This window comes from Pseudomonas sp. D(2018) (genome assembly GCF_005502555.1).
Classification (GTDB): domain Bacteria; phylum Pseudomonadota; class Gammaproteobacteria; order Pseudomonadales; family Pseudomonadaceae; genus Metapseudomonas; species Metapseudomonas resinovorans.
The window spans coordinates 65,646-81,741 of record NZ_SCOK01000002.1 but is presented as its reverse complement, the minus strand read 5'-3'; the positions used below and the strand labels follow the sequence as shown (position 1 = coordinate 81,741).

Here is a 16,096-nt window from a genome sequence, read left to right as displayed (position 1 = left end):
GCCCTCTCAGTCATAGGCCAGTGGATAGGCCAGCAGTCCGACGACCTCGTTCAGCAGCATTCCGCTCTGCCAGACGGCCTTGGACTCCGGCAACCAGCCGCCCAGCGGGCGGCCATTGGGTACGCCGAGGTAACCCACGGGCGCCGCCACCACCTCGAACCCCGCCCGCTCGAAACTCCAGCGGGCCCGGGGCATGTGCGAAGCCTGAGTCACCAGCAGAACCCGGCGCACCCCGGCAGGTTGGAGCAGCGCGGCGCTGTAGGTGGCGTTCTCCCAGGTAGTACGACTCTCCCCCTCCTGCCAGCGCACCTCCAGGCCGAAATCGCGCCCAAGTGTATCGGCCATGATCCGCGCCTCGGAGGGCGGTTCGCCATAGTGCAGGCCGCCACTGGTCAACAGCGGCAGGCCACTTGCACGGGCCAGACGCGCGGCATAGCGCAGGCGTTCCATGGCCATGGGCGAAGGCTGATCCGCACCCCAGGCCGGGTCGGCCTGTTCACGGCCACCACCCAGCACAACGATGGCGTCCACCCGCCCAGCCAACTGAGCCCACTCCGCCATGGCCAGGGGCGGCTCGCGCTCCAGCGCCTTGGCCGACCATTCGACCACGATCGGCAGGCTCATCAGCCAGAGCCCCCCAAGCCCCGTAATGAAACAGGCCAGAGACAGGCGCGGCATGCGCCGACGCAACCACCAGGCCAGCAGCAGCAAGAGCAGCAGGCCACCGGGCGGGAGCAGGAATTGCTTGATGATGTAGCGAATCGGCATGGGCACCTCCAGGGTGCCCGGAGCCTAACGGGGATTGGACGTGCGGAAAAGCTGTGACCCACAGGACATGCAGGCCGGCACACCCTGGCCGCGCTGCCAGATGGCCGGCGTACCGCACATGGCGCAGCACAGTTGCTGGCGGCGCTTGAACTGGGGTTTAGGCTTGAGGGCGAAGCTCTTGGGTGGGCCACTGTCGGCACGCGGCGATCGACGGGGCAACTCCTCGATGGCCGCCAGCTCCTCGGCGGCGGCATGCCAGCCACGCAACCAGCGCATGTCGCGATCCAGATAGGCGCGGATCAACTCCATCTCGGCAGGAGTCAGTCCCTTGAGCTCCAGTTCGAGCGGTTCCTCGTCGCGCAAGCGAACCGCCGTATCCGCTTCATCCAGCGCCAGGGCCAGCCGGTGTAACAACCGCTCGTAGAGCCCGCTCCCTGAGTCCGTCCGCCGCAACTCACCCATCCAACACCTCGAACTGCGTAAACGCTTGCGTTGCTTATGAAAAGCTTAGCGTTCGGTTCTCCGCTGCAAGGTGCCAGCGACAAACGGCGCGGGGATTGCCGACGGACGCCGGCCGTGCATTCAGGGTTTCCCTAGGCCGACAGGGGTCATGTATGCTACGTCGCTTGAATTTCTGTTTCCTCCAGGGTCCGGCAGCGTGGCCAAGGCCAGCGCCCCCGGACCCGAGGAACCCCATCCTCCAGCGCCAGTAGCCATGCACGAACAGTATCAGCCCCGCGAAATCGAAGCCGCCGCGCAAGCCCACTGGGACGCGCATAAATCCTTTGAAGTGAGTGAGCAGCCCGGCAAGGACACCTTCTATTGCCTGTCGATGTTCCCCTACCCGAGCGGCAAGCTACACATGGGGCACGTGCGCAACTACACCATCGGCGACGTGATCGCCCGCTATCAGCGCATGCTGGGCAAGAACGTGCTGCAGCCCATGGGCTGGGACGCCTTCGGAATGCCGGCAGAAAACGCCGCCATGAAGAACAACGTCGCACCGGCCAAGTGGACCTACGAAAACATCGACTACATGAAGACCCAGCTGAAAAGCCTGGGCCTGGCCATCGACTGGTCCCGTGAAGTCACCACCTGCAAGCCCGACTACTACCGTTGGGAGCAGTGGCTGTTCACCAAACTGTTCGAAAAAGGCGTGATCTACCGCAAGAACGGCACCGTCAACTGGGACCCGGCAGACCAGACGGTCCTTGCCAACGAGCAGGTCATCGACGGCCGCGGCTGGCGCTCCGGTGCGCTGGTCGAGAAGCGCGAGATCCCGATGTACTACTTCAAGATCACCGCCTATGCGGATGAACTCTTGAGCAGCCTCGACGACCTGGACGGCTGGCCCGAGCAGGTCAAGACCATGCAGCGCAACTGGATTGGCAAATCCCGCGGCATGGAAGTCAGCTTCCCCTACGACCCATCCAGCATTGGCCAGGCCGGGGCACTGAAAGTCTTCACGACTCGTCCGGACACCCTGCTGGGCGCCACTTACGTCGCTGTCGCCGCCGAGCACCCGCTGGCCACCCTGGCCGTGCAGAAGCTGCCGGCCGACAAGGCCGCTGAGCTGCAAGCCTTCATCGACGAATGCAAACGCGGTGGCGTCGCCGAAGCCGACATCGCCACCCAGGAGAAAAAGGGCCTGCCCACTCCGCTGTTCGTCGAACACCCGCTGACCGGCGACAAGCTGCCCGTCTGGGTCGCCAACTACGTCCTCATGAATTATGGCGAAGGTGCCGTGATGGCCGTGCCGGCCCACGATGAGCGCGACTTCGCCTTCGCCCACAAGTACGACCTGCCGGTCAAACCGGTGATCCGCACCGCTGCCGGCGACGAAACGCCCGCCCCGTGGCAAGACGCCTATGGCGAGCACGGGCAACTGATCAACTCCGGCGAGTTCGACGGTCTGGACTACCAGGGCGCCTTCGACGCCATCGAAGTGGCCTTGCAAAAGAAAGGCCTCGGCCAAGCCCGCACCCAGTTCCGCCTGCGTGACTGGGGCATCAGCCGCCAGCGCTACTGGGGCTGCCCGATCCCGATCATCCACTGCCCGAGCTGTGGTGACGTGCCCGTGCCGGAAGACCAACTGCCGGTAATCCTGCCGGAAGATGTGGTGCCGGACGGCGCCGGCAGCCCGCTGGCGAAGATGCCCGAATTCTATAACTGCACCTGCCCGAAATGCGGCACAGCGGCCAAGCGCGAAACCGACACCATGGATACCTTCGTGGAGAGCTCCTGGTACTTCGCCCGCTACGCCTCGCCAAACTACGACAAGGGCATGGTCGACCCGGCCGCAGCCAACCACTGGCTGCCGGTGGACCAATACATCGGCGGTATCGAACACGCGATCCTGCACCTGCTCTACGCGCGCTTCTTCCACAAGCTGATGCGTGATGAAGGCCTGGTCAGCTCCGACGAGCCGTTCAAGAACCTGCTCACCCAGGGCATGGTGGTGGCCGAGACCTACTACCGCGTTGCAGCCAACGGTGGCAAGGACTGGTTCAACCCGGCCGACGTCGAAGTCGAGCGCGACGCCAAGGCCAAGGTCATCGGCGCCCGCCTGAAAACCGACGGCCTGCCGGTGGAAATCGGCGGCACCGAGAAAATGTCGAAGTCGAAGAACAACGGCGTCGACCCGCAAGCCATGATCGACGCCTACGGCGCCGACACCTGCCGCCTGTTCATGATGTTCGCCTCGCCGCCGGACATGAGCCTCGAGTGGTCCGACTCCGGTGTCGAGGGCGCTAGCCGCTTCCTCCGTCGCGTCTGGCGACTGGCCCAGGCGCATGTCGCCGCGGGTCTGCCGGCCGCCCTGGATCGCAGCGCGCTGAACGACGAACAGAAAGCCGTGCACCGCGCCATCCACCTGGCCATCAAGCAGGCCAGCCAGGATATTGGCCAGCACCACAAGTTCAACACTGCCATCGCTGCCGTGATGACCCTGATGAACGTGCTAGAGAAAGCTCCGCAAGCCAGCGCTGAAGACCGCGCACTGCTGCAGGAAGGCCTGGAAACCGTAGCGCTGCTGCTGGCCCCCATCACTCCGCATATCAGCCACGTGGTCTGGCGCGAACTGGGCCACTCCGGTGCTTCCATCGACGCCACCTGGCCGACCGTGGACGAAGCCGCCCTGGTGCAGGACAGCCTGCAACTGGTGGTTCAGGTCAACGGCAAGCTGCGTGGTCATATCGAAGTGCCGGCCGACGCCAGCCGCGAGGCGGTGGAAGCCACTGCGCGCGCCAACGAAAACGTACTGCGCTTCACCGACGGCCTGACCATCCGCAAGGTCATCGTCGTACCAGGCAAACTGGTCAATATCGTCGCCAACTGATCGAAGCCGGCGCCCTCCTCCAGGAACGGCGCCGGACTGCTCGCAAGGGGAAAGCAAGAAATGATGAAACGGAATCTGCTGGTCCTGGGCCTTGCCGCACTGCTGAGTGCGTGCGGTTTTCAGCTGCGCGGCACTGGCGACGCCAGCTTCGCCCTGACCGAAATGGACGTGACCGCTCGCAACCTGTACGGCCCGACCGTCAAGGCCGTGCGCGCAGCACTGGAAGACAACGGCGTGAATGTCCACGCCGGCGCGCCCTACACCCTTGTATTGGCCCGCGAGGACGAATCCCAGCGCACTGCCTCCTACACCACTGGCGCCCGCAGCGCAGAGTACGAACTGACCCAGACCCTGCAATACGAAATCCACGGCAACAACGACCTGCTGCTGATGGACGACAAGCTGACCGTGCAGAAGTACTACGTGCACGACAGCAACAACCTGATCGGTTCCGACCAGGAAGCTGCACAGCTGCGCCAGGAAATGCGCCAGGAAATGGTCCAGCAGATGCTCATGCGCCTGCAGCTGATCACCCCGTCCCAACTCGACCAGCTGCAACAGACCGCAGAAGCCAAGGCCAAGGCCGAAGCCGAAGCGCTGGAAGCCGCGCGCCAGGCCGAGAAGGCCCAGCAACCGCAGCAATCGCCGCTGCAACTGCCCATCCAGTGAGTACACGGGGCCGCACGAGCGGCCCCGGTCATTTGCGCCTATGAAGCTCAATCCCGCACAACTGGGCAAACACCTGCAGGGCCCGCTGGCACCGGTCTACATCGTCAGCGGCGACGAGCCGCTGCTCTGCCAGGAAGCCTGTGACGCCATTCGCGCCAGCGCCCGAGCACGGGACTTCAGCGAGCGCCAGGTGTTCAATGCCGAAGCCAACTTCGACTGGGGCCTCCTGCTGGAAGCCGGCGCCAGTCTTTCGCTGTTTGCCGAGAAGCGACTGCTGGAAGTGCGCATGCCCTCGGGCAAGCCCGGGGACAAGGGCGCCGCCGCACTGCTGGAATACCTGGCACGACCGCCGGAAGACACCGTTCTCCTGCTGAACCTGCCCAAGCTCGACGGCAGCACCCAGAAGACCAAGTGGGCCAAGGCACTGATCGACGGGCCGGATACCCAGTTCATCCAGATCTGGCCCATCGACGCGCACAACCTCCCGCAATGGATTCGCCAGCGCCTGTCCCAGGCCGGGCTTGCCGCCAACCAGGAAGCGGTAGACCTGATAGCCGCACGGGTCGAAGGCAACCTGCTGGCAGCCGCCCAGGAAATCGAAAAGCTCAAGCTGGTGGCCGAAGGTGGGCAGATCGATGCCGCTACCGTCCAGGCAGCAGTGGCCGACAGTGCCCGTTTCGATGTCTTCGGCCTGATAGACGCCGCCCTCAACGGCGAGCCCGCTCATACCCTACGCACCCTGGAAGGTTTGCGCGGCGAGGGTGTCGAGCCACCGGTAATCCTCTGGGCACTGGCCCGCGAACTGCGCCTGCTCGCTGGCCTGGCCCAGCAATACAGCCAGGGCGTCCCCCTGGAAAAGGCCTTTGCCGCCGCGCGCCCCCCCGTGTGGGACAAACGCCGCCCATTGGTTACCCGCGCCCTGCAGCGCCATCCGGCGTCGCGCTGGAATCAATTGCTGCAGGACGCCCAGCGCATTGACGCGCAGATCAAGGGCCAGGCACCAGGTGATCCCTGGAACGGCCTCGCCCGTCTCGCCTTGCTGCTGGCCGGCCAACGCCTGCCCCTGGCCGCCGAGTAGCTGGACATTTTCTGAACAGAAGCCGATGATGCGCGCGCCCGCAGTGGTGCGGGTGCAATCGAGGATCGGCCATGGCCAAGAAACGCAAGCAAGGCGCGCCCGAACGCGCAAAGTCCCTGGTAGCCCAGCCACTCTTCCGCTGCCGTCGGGAGAAGCCCCAGAAAGGCAAAGGAAGTTACCGCCGCGAAGCCTCCCAAGATTGGGAGGCTTCGTCGCTTATGGCCGCCTGAGTAGGCGTAAATCGGCTCGGACGTGTTAAGGTCGCGGCTTGATTCGTCTGCCTCGAGACTCGCGTATGTTCGATGCTCCCGCCACCAGCCTGATGTTTCGCAGCCTGGCCGCGACCTCTGCCTTCACTCTGCTCAGCGCTTGCGCCGACGCCCCGGCACAGAAGCCCGCTTCCGCTCCACAGCCCCAGGTCAGCCAACCCGCCAGCGCCCCCATCACAACCTCGGCACTATCCGCCCAGGCCCCGATAGTGATGCCGGCCGTCAGCTTCAGTGCCTGGCGTGACGCTTTTCGTCGCGAAGCCCTGTCCAGCGGCATAGACCCCGACACTTTCGATCGAGCCTTTGCCGGCATCACCCCAGACCCCAGCGTGATTTCCGCCGATCGCAGCCAACCCGAGTTCACTCGGCCGGTCTGGGAATATCTGGAAGGCGCCATCTCGCCCTACCGTGTGCGCAAGGGCCAGGCCCTGATGACCGAACACGCAGCCACGCTGGACGCTATCGAACAGCGCTTCGGGGTGGACCGCGAGCCCCTGGTCGCCATTTGGGGCATGGAAAGCAGCTTCGGCCAGTTCATGGGCGACAAGTCGGTAATCCGCTCCCTGGCGACACTGGCCTACGAAGGTCGTCGCCCGGCGTTCGCTCACGCACAGCTGCTCGCTGCCCTGCAGATCCTCCAGCACGGCGATATCCAGCCCGCCAATATGCTGGGCTCCTGGGCCGGCGCCATGGGCCAGACCCAATTCATCCCCACCACCTATAACAGTCACGCGGTGGACTTCGATGGCGACGGCCGCCGCAATATCTGGAGCTCCTCGGCCGATGCCCTGGCCTCTGCCGCGCACTACCTGCAAGCCTCCGGCTGGCGCAAGGGCCAGCCTGCCGCGCTGCAGGTGCAACTGCCCCAAGGCTTCGACTATGCCCAGGCCGACGCCGACATCCGCAGGCCCGTGGCACAGTGGCAAGCCCTGGGCGTACAGACCGGCGCACAAGCAGCATCCCTGTCCGGGGAGTCCGCCTCGCTGTTGCTCCCTGCCGGCTATCGCGGCCCCGCCTTCCTGGTGCTGGATAACTTCCGCGCCATCCTCAAGTACAACAACTCTTCGTCTTACGCCCTTGCCGTGAGCCTGTTGGGCGAACGCTTCGATGGTCGTGGCGAACTCACTGCCAATTGGCCTCGCGACGAACGCCCGCTGAGCCGCAGCGAGCGCGTGGAACTGCAAGAATCGCTGACGGCCGCCGGCTACTCCCCGGGTGCGCCGGACGGCATCATCGGCGCCAACACCCGCAAGGCCATTCGCGGCTACCAGCAGCGCCTGGGCTGGCCAGCGGACGGCTACCCCAACCTGGAACTGCTCATGCAGTTGCGCGAGGGGCGCTAAGCCCCCCCGCCTTCCTCGCAGCCTCCGGCGCGCTCGCTTCCGGACGGCGGCCAGTTCGTGCAGAAGCCTTTGTGATACACTGCGCCACCCTTTTTTGCCCCTGCGGCAGCCCACGGAGCCTCTAGCGGAGCCAGTTTTCCCATGTCCGATACAGACACCTCCAAACCCGTCGCCAGCGGCGAAAAGTTCCGTACTGCGCAGGGCATCACCGCGATCAAGGATGGCCAGAAGCGCCGAACCTCGGCCGAGGCGCAGGTATTCGAACCCAAGCCCAAGTGGCTGCGGGTCAAGGCGCCGGGCGGCAGCCGCTTCGAGGCGGTCAAGCGCAATGTCAGTGAACATCGCCTGAGCACCGTGTGCCAGGAATCGCACTGCCCGAACATGGGCGAGTGCTGGTCCAACGGCACTGCCACCATCATGCTGATGGGTTCGGTGTGCACCCGCGCCTGCCGCTTCTGCGCCGTGGACACCGGCAACCCCAACGGTTGGCTGGACCAGGAAGAACCCCAGAACACTGCCAAATCCGTCGAGCTGATGGCGTTGCGCTATATCGTGCTGACCTCGGTGGATCGCGACGACCTGCATGATGGCGGCGCCAGTCACTACGCCGCCTGCGTGCGCGCGATCAAGGAGCGCACGCCGCAAGTGGTCGTGGAGGCCCTGACCCCGGACTTCAACGGCGACCTTCAGGCCATCGAACGGGTCGTGGACTCCGGCCTTGAGGTCTTCGCGCAGAACGTCGAAACGGTCAAGCGGCTGACCCATGTGGTGCGCGACCCGCGCGCCGGCTACGAGAAGACCCTGCGCGTGCTGGAGCATGCCAAGCGTCACCGTCCTGACGTGCTGGCCAAGACTAGCCTGATGCTCGGACTGGGTGAGACTGACGAGGAAGTCATCGAGACCATGGATGACCTGCGCGCCATTGGCGTGGACATCCTCACCCTCGGCCAGTACCTGCAGCCCACCCGCAACCATTTGCCGGTCAAGCGCTGGGTCAGCCCGGAGGAGTTCAACCGCTTCCGTGATATCGGCCTGCAGAAGGGTTTCATGGAAGTCGCGGCGGGCCCGCTGGTGCGCTCCAGTTACCGGGCAGACCGGGTGTTCGAGAAGAACAACCTGGGCCTGGCAGCGCCGGTTCCGGTGCCGGGCCAGCCCCTCGACGTCAGCATCATTCCGGCACTCAACCTGAGCTGAGCTGGCGATTCGCCGCCCGCTACGGCAAGTCGGCGAAAGGGTGTTTTCACCCAGCAATCAGGCGCCATCCGAAAGCCCATAAAAGACTCGCCCCCCTCCCAAAGGGAGGGGGGCGTTTCATTTCCGCGTGTTCGAGACGCCTCGCGCAGCCTAGCTGGCGTAGCCCAGCCGCTGGCGTAGAGCACGTTCCAGGCGCTGAGCCACCTCTTCGAAGGGTGGTGCCGTCTCAAGCAGGTCCTTGAGCTGCACCATCTTCAACCCGGCGTAGCCGCAGGGATTGATCCGCCAGAAGGGCGACATGTCCATGTCCACATTGAGCGCCAGGCCGTGGAAGGAGCAGCCACGGCTGACCCTCAGCCCCAGCGAGGCGATCTTGTCGCCGTCGACATAGACACCGGGCGCATCCGCCTTGGGCGCGGCTTCGACGCCATAGGCAGCCAGGACATCGACCAGGCTCTGCTCCATGGCCGTGACCAGCTCGCGTACGCCCAGTCCGAGACGGCGCAGGTCGAGCATCAGGTAGGCCACCAGTTGCCCGGGGCCGTGATAGGTGACTTGGCCGCCGCGATCAACCTGCACCACCGGGATGTCTCCCGGTGCGAGCAGATGTTCGGCCTTGCCAGCCTGACCCTGAGTAAATACCCGGGGGTGCTGCAGCAGCCAGATTTCGTCAGGTGTCCGTTCGTCGCGCTCGGCAGTCAGGCGTCGCATCGCTTCGAGGGTCGGCAGATAGTCCACCAACCCCAGATGGCGCACGACAAGTTCGGCAGATGCCACTAGAGCACCATGTGCACACGACCGGTGGCACGCAGGTCGATGTGGATCGCCTGCAGCTGGTCGACGCCGGTGGCGGTGATCAGCACCTGTACCGAGAGGAAACGACCATTGCGGCTGTCACGCACCACCAGGGTGGTGGAGTCGAGGTCAGGAGCGTGGCGCTGGATGACCTCGATCACCAGGTCGGCGAAGCCTTCGCCTGAATCGCCGATTACCTTGATGGGGTAACGCTCGCAGGGGAACTCGATTTTTGGAGGTTGTACGTCAGGAGTGTCGGTCATGGCGGCGGCGGACTCGTGATCCGCGATGCGGACGCCCCGGGCTTGGTAAGGCACGAGGCGGCGGCTCAGTAGGTCAATTGAACAGGCCGAAGAAGAACAGGCGGATGCTATCCCACAGGCGGCGGAAGAAACCACCTTCCTCAACGGTCTCGAGGGCGATCAGGTCGGCGCTGTGGACTACCTGGTCTTCCAGCTTGACCTCCACCTTGCCGATCACGTCACCCTGCTTGATGGGGGCGATCAGCTGCGGATTCAAGGTCATGCTGGCCTGCAGCTTCTTCGCTTGGCCCCTCGGCAGGGTCAGGGTCAGGTCCTGGGCCAGGCCCGCCTTGGCTTCGCGGGTAGCGCCCTTCCACACCTGGGCTTTCGCCAGCTCGGCGCCCTTCTGATAGAAGGTCTGGGTTTCGAAGAAACGGAAGCCGTAGGTCAGCAGTTTCTGGGTCTCGGCGGCACGGGCCTGCTCGCTGTTGGTACCGAACACCACAGCGATCAGGCGCATGTTGTCACGCACAGCGGAAGCCACCAGGCAGTAGCCGGCTTCGTCGGTGTGGCCGGTCTTCAGGCCGTCGACGGTCTTGTCTCGCCACAGCAGCAAGTTGCGGTTGGGCTGCTTGATGTTGTTCCAGAAGAACTCCTTCTGGGAGTAGATGGCGTAGTGGGCCGGGTCTTCGTAGATGATCGCGCGGGCCAGGGTCGCCATGTCATGGGAGGTGGAGTAGTGCTCCGGGTTGGGCAGGCCGGTGGCATTCATGAAGTGGCTGTTGGTCATGCCGAGCTTCTCGGCAGTGGTGTTCATCATGTCGGCGAAGGCGTCTTCACTGCCGGCGATGTGCTCGGCCACGGCCACGCTGGCGTCGTTGCCCGACTGGATGATGATGCCGTGCAGCAGGTCGCTCAGGGACACCTGAGTATTGACCTGGACGAACATGCGCGAACCACCGGTACGCCAGGCGTGCTCACTGATGGTGACCGGATCGTTCTCGCCGATCTGGCCCTTGCGAATTTCCAGGGTGGCGATGTAAGCGGTCATCAGCTTGGTCAGGCTGGCCGGCGGCAGACGCTGGTCACCGTTGTTTTCGACCAGCACCTGGCCACTCTGGGCGTCCATCAGCACATAGGACTTGGCAGCCAACTGGGGCGGCGACGGGACGATCTGCTGGGTCGCCATGGAGGCCGGCGCGACGATGAGCAGGGCTGCGGGCAGTAAAAGGCGTTTGGCGAAGCTGAAGATGTTCATCCGTCTCTCTGAGAAGTAGCTAATGGTCTAACAGGCCCTTGCAGGCTAATTGAGGAAGCCGTCAGTCCGGCTTCACCAGGGTAGGCTGGCCGAGATTGGCCAGGCGCAGGCTGTCTTGCAGCTGCTGGGCCTCACCCTGAGTTCCGATCGGCCCCAGGCGTACCCGGTGCAGTATCTGCTGGTTGCGCACGACCGAGCTGATGAAGACCGGCGCACTCACCGTCCCGCTCAGCTTGGCCTTGAGAAGCTCCGCAGCGTCCGGATTGGCGAAGGCGCCCACCTGGAGATACAGGCCAGACGCTGCGAGTGAATCGTTTTTTTTTGCGTCGATCTGCACGGGCAGAACCGCGGCGGCGTGTTGCTGCGGCGGCGGGGTGTACTGCTCGATCGGCGCGCTGGCCACCTGGACGGCCGACTGGGGTTTGGCTTGCGGCTGTGGCTGGGCAACCATCTTCGGTTGCGCGAGGACCATCGGCACCGGACGCCCCTGAGCGGCCCACCACTCGTGAGGGTCGATTCCTTCCACCTTGACTCGGGCGGTACCCGATTCGGCGTAACCGAGCTTTTTCGCCGCGGCGAAGGACAGATCGATGATGCGGTCGGAGTAGAACGGCCCGCGGTCGTTGACCCGCAGGATCACCGTGCGACCGTTATCCAGGTTGGTAACCCGCACGTAGCTGGGCAGTGGCAGGGTCTTGTGTGCAGCGGTCATGCCGTAGAGGTCATAGGCCTCGCCGTTGGCCGTGGCCTGGCCGTGGAACTTGGTTCCGTACCACGAGGCAGTGCCCACTGCCTGATAGCGACGCGCGTCGCTCATCGGGTAGTAGGTCTTGCCAAGTACCGTGTAAGGGTTGGCCTTGAACGAGCCATAGTGCGGCATGGGGACGGCATCGGGAATGCGCGAGACGTCGACCTCCCACCAAGGCGCGCCATCCTTGTGCGGGCGCGCATAATCACCGGGGCCGGAGATCGGGCCGCCAGGCTGGACCGGCTCGGGTGCGCGACTGCTCGAGCAACTCGCCAGCAACAATGCTACGGCGCCGTAAACGGCGACTCTTATCGGTTGTGGCATCGGTTAACGCCCGCCCCTTGCGTTGACCAGCAATTCGGAAAGCTGATGCACTGCCATTGCGTACATCACGCTGCGATTGTAGCGGGTAATGACGTAGAAGTTCGGCAATCCCATCCAGTACTCCGCTCCTTCATCCCCCTCGAGCTTGAAGGCCGTCACCGGCACATCATCGCGCAGTGCGGCGCTGCTTGCCCAGCCCAGCGTCCTAAGATCGCCGACGTTCTTCACCGGGTCCAGCCCTTGGGTCAACCCTTCGTCGATTCGATCACCGCGAACCTGGGCACGACTGACCACCGGGCCACCGGCTGTCCAGCCATGGCGCTTGAAGTAGCTGGCAACGCTGCCGATGGCGTCCACCGGGTTTTTCCAGATGTCGATATGGCCGTCGCCGTCGAAGTCCACAGCATAGGCGCGGAAGCTGCTCGGCATGAACTGAGGCAGCCCCATGGCCCCGGCGTAAGAGCCCTTGAGCATCAGCGGATCGACCTGCTCCTCGCGCGCCAGCAAGAGGAACTCCTTCAACTGCTTGCGGAAGAAATCGGCCCGCGGCGGGTAGTCAAAACCCAGGGTAGACAGGGCGTCGATCACGCGGAAGTTGCCGGTGTTCCCACCATAGAAGGTCTCGACGCCAATGATTGCGACGATCACCTGGGCCGGTACGCCATATTCCTTCTCGGCGCGAGCCAGTGCCTCGGCGTGCTGGTTCCAGAAGGACACGCCTTTCTGAATACGCGCCGGGGTGATGAAGATCGGCCGGTACTCCTTCCACGGTTTGACCCGTTCGGCGGGCCGGGAGATGGCATCGAGGATGGACTGTTTGCGATTCACCTCACGGAACAGGTCCACCAGTTGCTCGCCGGCAAAGCCGTAGTCGCGCGTCATCTCGGCGACAAACTCGGCCACCTGCGGCGAACCTTCGTAGTCCCCGGAAAGTGCCGGTGCGGCTGCCCCCAGCAGTCCGACCAAGGCCACCCCGGTGGCCCCGAACTGCATCAACTTGCGCAGTGCTTTCAAGTCATTCACTCGATTCAAACCTGGGCGATCCATTTGCGATGGGTATGGATCGCCATCAACACCCCAAACCCTGACAGCAGCGTCACCAGATGGGTTCCGCCGTAGCTAATGAAGGGAAGGGGTACCCCCACGACCGGCAATAGTCCACTGACCATGCCGATGTTAACGAACACGTATACGAAGAAGGTCATGGTCAGACTGCCCGCCAGCAGCTTGCCGAACAGGGTCTGGGCCTGGGCGGTAATCACCAGGCCGCGGCCGATCAGGAGCAGATAGACCAACAGCAGCAGGCAGGCGCCCACCAGGCCGAACTCTTCACCGAGGACCGCAATGATAAAGTCCGTGTGGCTTTCGGGCAAAAAATCCAGGTGCGACTGGGTGCCCAGCAGCCAGCCTTTGCCAAATACCCCACCCGAGCCGATGGCTGCCTTGGACTGAATGATGTTCCAGCCGGTACCCAACGGGTCGCTCTCCGGATCGAGGAAGGTCAGCACTCGCTGCTTCTGGTAGTCGTGCAACACGAAGTACCACATGGCCACTGCCACGGGCACCACCGCCGCCACCGCGCCGAAGACCCAGCGCCACTGCAGGCCGGCCATGAACAGCACAAAGGCACCGGAGGCGAGGATCAGCAGAGAGGTGCCGAGGTCCGGTTGCTTCAGGATCAGCACGAAAGGCACCAGGATCAGCACCAGGCTGACGGTGATGTGCTTGAGCTTGGGCGGCAGGTTGTGTCGAGACAGGTACCAGGCGATGGTCGCCGGCATGATGATCTTCATGAATTCCGAGGGCTGGAAGCGGATCACCCCGGGAATATTGATCCAGCGGGTAGCGCCCATGGCCGTGTGGCCCATGACCTCCACTGCTATCAGCAGGGCCACACCGACCACGTATGCCAGCGGCACCCAGCGCGCCATGAAGCGCGGCTCGAACTGGGCGATGACGATCATCGCCCCGATCCCCAGGCCGAAGGAGCTCGCCTGTTTCATCAACAGATCCCAGTGCTTGCCGCTCGCTGAATAGAGGACGAACAGGCTACCGGCCGCCAGCATCAGGATGATCAGCAGCAGCCAGCCGTCGATGTGCAGGCGCTGCAGGAGGGTGGCTCGGCGCTTGAGCACGTCCTCCTGGGAGATGGTGCGATCGAAGTTGCTGTTCATCGAATGGCGCTCTGCTGGTCCGCCAGCGGTTGCGGCGGGCGGAACTCGGGTTTCAGCTGGCCGTCCTCACCGAGGAGCCAGGCGTCCATGACCTGCTTGACCACAGGTGCGGCAACGCCCGAGCCGGACTCGCCGTTCTCCACCATTACCGCAACGGCAATCTTCGGGTCTTCGGCCGGGGCGAAGGCGACGAACAGCGCATGGTCGCGATGCCGTTCCTGGACCTTGGAGCGGTCGTACTTCTCGCCTTGCTTGATCGCTACGACCTGCGCGGTGCCGGACTTGCCGGCGATGCGGTAGACCGACGCAGCGCCGACCTTATGCGCCGTGCCGCGGGCACCATGGACTACCTGCTCCATACCGATACGCCCGGCATCCCAGAACTTCGGGTCACGCAGGATGATGTCCGGCATCGGATTGGGGTCCAGCGGCCTTTGGCCTTCGATGGTCTTGGCCAGGTGCGGGCGGATCCACTTGCCGCGGTTGGCCATCAGCGCCACCGATTGAGCCAGTTGCAGCGGCGTTGCCTGCATGTACCCCTGACCGATACCGAGGATCAGCGTTTCCCCCGGGTACCAGGCCTGGCGGTAGCGGGCGCGCTTCCAGTCGCGGGAGGGCATCAGGCCCGCGGATTCTTCGAACATGTCCAGCGCCACACGCTGGCCAAAACCGAAGCGACTCATGTAGTCATGCAGACGATCGATCCCCATCTTGTGGGCAAGATCGTAGAAGTAGGTGTCATTTGACCGCATTATCGCGGTTTCCATGTTCACCCAGCCGTCACCGGAACGGTTCCAGTTGCGGTATTTGTGGTCGTAGTTCGGCAGTTGGTAGAAGCCCGGATCGAAGACTCGCGAAGCCGGCGTCACCACCCCCGAGTCCAGGCCGGAGACCGCCACCATCGGTTTGATGGTCGAACCTGGCGGGTAGAGGCCCCGCAACACGCGGTTGTACAAGGGTCTGTCAATGGAATCGCGCAGCTCGGCGTAAGCCTTGAAGCTGATGCCGGTGACGAACGGGTTCGGGTCGAAGCTCGGCTGACTGACCATCGCCAGTACGTCGCCGCTGGACGGCTCGATGGCGACGATGGCACCACGACGCCCCGCCAGGGCCTGCTCGGCGGCCTCCTGCAGACGCACGTCGAGGGTCAGCACCAGGTCCTTTCCAGGTTTCGGGTCGGTGCGCTTGAGCACGCGCAGTACGCGGCCGCGAGCGTTGGTTTCGACTTCTTCGTAACCCACCTCGCCATGCAGCTGGTCTTCGTAGAAGCGCTCGATCCCGGTCTTGCCGATATGGTGGGTGCCGCTGTAGTTGACCGGATCGAGCTGCTTCAGCTCTTTCTCATTGATGCGGCCGACATAACCCACCGAGTGGGCAAAGTGCGCGCCCTGCGGATAGTGCCGCACCAACTGCGCCACCACTTCTACGCCGGGCAGGCGGAATTGGTTCACCGCCACTCGGGCGATCTGCTCTTCGGTCAGTTCAAAAAGGATAGGCACCGGCTCGAACGGCCGCCGCCCCTGCCTCATGCGCTTCTCGAACAGGGCACGGTCATCCGGTGTCAGCTGCAGCACTTCGACAATCACATCGAGCGTTGCTTTCCAGTCGCCAGCCCGCTCGCGGGTAACGCTGAGACTGAAACTGGGCCGGTTGTCGGCGATGATTACGCCATTGCGATCGAAAATCAGCCCACGGGTGGGCGGTATCGGCTGCACGTGGACGCGATTGTTCTCGGAAAGGGTCGAGTGGTACTCGTACTGGATCACCTGCAGGTAATAAAGACGGGCAATCAGCACGCAAGTCAGCAACAGCACTGCCACGGCGCCCACGATCACGCGCTGACGCACCAGGCGGGCATCTTTCTCGTGGTCTTTCAGGCGGATCGGTTGCGGCATGG

At 64.0% G+C, this 16,096-nt stretch carries 15 protein-coding genes; 6 read left to right on the top strand and 9 right to left on the bottom strand.

Going from position 1 to position 16,096, the window contains the following annotated elements; translation table 11 throughout:
* Positions 1 to 6 precede the first annotated feature (6 nt).
* Both FFS60_RS02060 and FFS60_RS02055 read right to left on the bottom strand, forming a co-directional pair.
* On the bottom strand, positions 7 to 768 hold the full coding sequence (locus tag FFS60_RS02060; protein ID WP_028631419.1) for a YdcF family protein: 762 nt from the start codon (positions 766 to 768) through the stop codon (positions 7 to 9).
* Between the two features lie 24 nt (positions 769 to 792).
* Positions 793 to 1,230: a hypothetical protein gene (locus tag FFS60_RS02055; protein WP_028631418.1), complete on the bottom strand. Its 438-nt coding sequence runs from the start codon at positions 1,228 to 1,230 to the stop codon at positions 793 to 795.
* A gap of 253 nt (positions 1,231 to 1,483) precedes the next feature.
* Here FFS60_RS02055 and leuS point away from each other — a divergent pair, with 253 nt between their 5' ends.
* From leuS to lipA, 6 genes are all read left to right on the top strand, one after another.
* Entirely contained in the window at positions 1,484 to 4,105 is a 2,622-nt protein-coding gene (gene leuS / locus FFS60_RS02050) for a leucine--tRNA ligase (protein ID WP_028631417.1), read from the top strand.
* 60 nt (positions 4,106 to 4,165) lie between these two features.
* Positions 4,166 to 4,774 carry an LPS assembly lipoprotein LptE gene (gene lptE / locus FFS60_RS02045; RefSeq protein ID WP_028631416.1) on the top strand — a complete coding sequence of 203 codons (609 nt, stop codon included), beginning with the start codon at positions 4,166 to 4,168 and terminating at the stop codon, positions 4,772 to 4,774.
* A gap of 40 nt (positions 4,775 to 4,814) precedes the next feature.
* Positions 4,815 to 5,852: a DNA polymerase III subunit delta gene (holA, locus tag FFS60_RS02040; protein ID WP_137820987.1), complete on the top strand. Its 1,038-nt coding sequence runs from the start codon at positions 4,815 to 4,817 to the stop codon at positions 5,850 to 5,852.
* Positions 5,853 to 5,923: 71 nt separating this feature from the next.
* Positions 5,924 to 6,082 (top strand): alternative ribosome rescue factor ArfA, encoded by a 159-nt coding sequence (arfA, locus tag FFS60_RS02035; RefSeq protein WP_036997976.1) that lies wholly within the window; start codon positions 5,924 to 5,926, stop codon positions 6,080 to 6,082.
* 65 nt (positions 6,083 to 6,147) lie between these two features.
* Positions 6,148 to 7,464: a lytic murein transglycosylase gene (locus FFS60_RS02030; RefSeq protein WP_028631414.1), complete on the top strand. Its 1,317-nt coding sequence runs from the start codon at positions 6,148 to 6,150 to the stop codon at positions 7,462 to 7,464.
* 141 nt (positions 7,465 to 7,605) lie between these two features.
* A complete protein-coding gene (gene lipA, locus FFS60_RS02025; RefSeq protein WP_028631413.1) occupies positions 7,606 to 8,658 on the top strand; it encodes a lipoyl synthase in 1,053 nt (350 codons plus the stop codon).
* Between the two features lie 150 nt (positions 8,659 to 8,808).
* Here lipA and lipB read toward each other — a convergent pair whose 3' ends face one another.
* From lipB to mrdA, 7 genes are all read right to left on the bottom strand, one after another.
* On the bottom strand, positions 8,809 to 9,435 hold the full coding sequence (gene lipB / locus FFS60_RS02020) for a lipoyl(octanoyl) transferase LipB (RefSeq protein ID WP_137820986.1): 627 nt from the start codon (positions 9,433 to 9,435) through the stop codon (positions 8,809 to 8,811).
* Positions 9,435 to 9,716 (bottom strand): DUF493 domain-containing protein, encoded by a 282-nt coding sequence (locus FFS60_RS02015; protein ID WP_028631411.1) that lies wholly within the window; start codon positions 9,714 to 9,716, stop codon positions 9,435 to 9,437. The genes lipB and FFS60_RS02015 overlap by 1 nt, the downstream gene beginning before the upstream one ends.
* A gap of 73 nt (positions 9,717 to 9,789) precedes the next feature.
* Complete coding sequence (locus tag FFS60_RS02010; protein ID WP_137820985.1) at positions 9,790 to 10,953, bottom strand: D-alanyl-D-alanine carboxypeptidase family protein; 1,164 nt, start codon at positions 10,951 to 10,953, stop codon at positions 9,790 to 9,792.
* Between the two features lie 61 nt (positions 10,954 to 11,014).
* Entirely contained in the window at positions 11,015 to 12,025 is a 1,011-nt protein-coding gene (locus FFS60_RS02005) for a septal ring lytic transglycosylase RlpA family protein (RefSeq protein WP_137820984.1), read from the bottom strand.
* Positions 12,026 to 12,028: 3 nt separating this feature from the next.
* On the bottom strand, positions 12,029 to 13,018 hold the full coding sequence (gene mltB, locus FFS60_RS02000) for a lytic murein transglycosylase B (protein ID WP_171016474.1): 990 nt from the start codon (positions 13,016 to 13,018) through the stop codon (positions 12,029 to 12,031).
* Positions 13,019 to 13,053: 35 nt separating this feature from the next.
* The gene (gene rodA / locus FFS60_RS01995) at positions 13,054 to 14,199 is read right to left on the bottom strand and encodes a rod shape-determining protein RodA (protein ID WP_028631407.1); all 1,146 of its coding nucleotides are present in this window, start codon (positions 14,197 to 14,199) and stop codon (positions 13,054 to 13,056) included.
* Positions 14,196 to 16,094: a penicillin-binding protein 2 gene (mrdA, locus tag FFS60_RS01990; protein WP_028631406.1), complete on the bottom strand. Its 1,899-nt coding sequence runs from the start codon at positions 16,092 to 16,094 to the stop codon at positions 14,196 to 14,198. The genes rodA and mrdA overlap by 4 nt, the downstream gene beginning before the upstream one ends.
* Between the last annotated feature and the right edge of the window lie 2 nt (positions 16,095 to 16,096).

Excerpts from the sequence above, each read along its gene's own strand:
- FFS60_RS02060 (WP_028631419.1), bottom strand. The coding sequence starts at position 768 with ATGCCGATTCGCTACATCATCAAGCAATTCCTGCTCCCGCCCGGTGGC.
- FFS60_RS02055 (WP_028631418.1), bottom strand. The coding sequence starts at position 1,230 with ATGGGTGAGTTGCGGCGGACGGACTCAGGGAGCGGGCTCTACGAGCGG.
- leuS (WP_028631417.1), top strand. The coding sequence starts at position 1,484 with ATGCACGAACAGTATCAGCCCCGCGAAATCGAAGCCGCCGCGCAAGCC.
- lptE (WP_028631416.1), top strand. The coding sequence starts at position 4,166 with ATGATGAAACGGAATCTGCTGGTCCTGGGCCTTGCCGCACTGCTGAGT.
- holA (WP_137820987.1), top strand. The coding sequence starts at position 4,815 with ATGAAGCTCAATCCCGCACAACTGGGCAAACACCTGCAGGGCCCGCTG.
- arfA (WP_036997976.1), top strand. The coding sequence starts at position 5,924 with ATGGCCAAGAAACGCAAGCAAGGCGCGCCCGAACGCGCAAAGTCCCTG.
- FFS60_RS02030 (WP_028631414.1), top strand. The coding sequence starts at position 6,148 with ATGTTCGATGCTCCCGCCACCAGCCTGATGTTTCGCAGCCTGGCCGCG.
- lipA (WP_028631413.1), top strand. The coding sequence starts at position 7,606 with ATGTCCGATACAGACACCTCCAAACCCGTCGCCAGCGGCGAAAAGTTC.
- FFS60_RS02015 (WP_028631411.1), bottom strand. The coding sequence starts at position 9,716 with ATGACCGACACTCCTGACGTACAACCTCCAAAAATCGAGTTCCCCTGC.
- FFS60_RS02010 (WP_137820985.1), bottom strand. The coding sequence starts at position 10,953 with ATGAACATCTTCAGCTTCGCCAAACGCCTTTTACTGCCCGCAGCCCTG.
- FFS60_RS02005 (WP_137820984.1), bottom strand. The coding sequence starts at position 12,025 with ATGCCACAACCGATAAGAGTCGCCGTTTACGGCGCCGTAGCATTGTTG.
- mltB (WP_171016474.1), bottom strand. The coding sequence starts at position 13,018 with ATGCAGTTCGGGGCCACCGGGGTGGCCTTGGTCGGACTGCTGGGGGCA.
- rodA (WP_028631407.1), bottom strand. The coding sequence starts at position 14,199 with ATGAACAGCAACTTCGATCGCACCATCTCCCAGGAGGACGTGCTCAAG.
- mrdA (WP_028631406.1), bottom strand. The coding sequence starts at position 16,094 with ATGCCGCAACCGATCCGCCTGAAAGACCACGAGAAAGATGCCCGCCTG.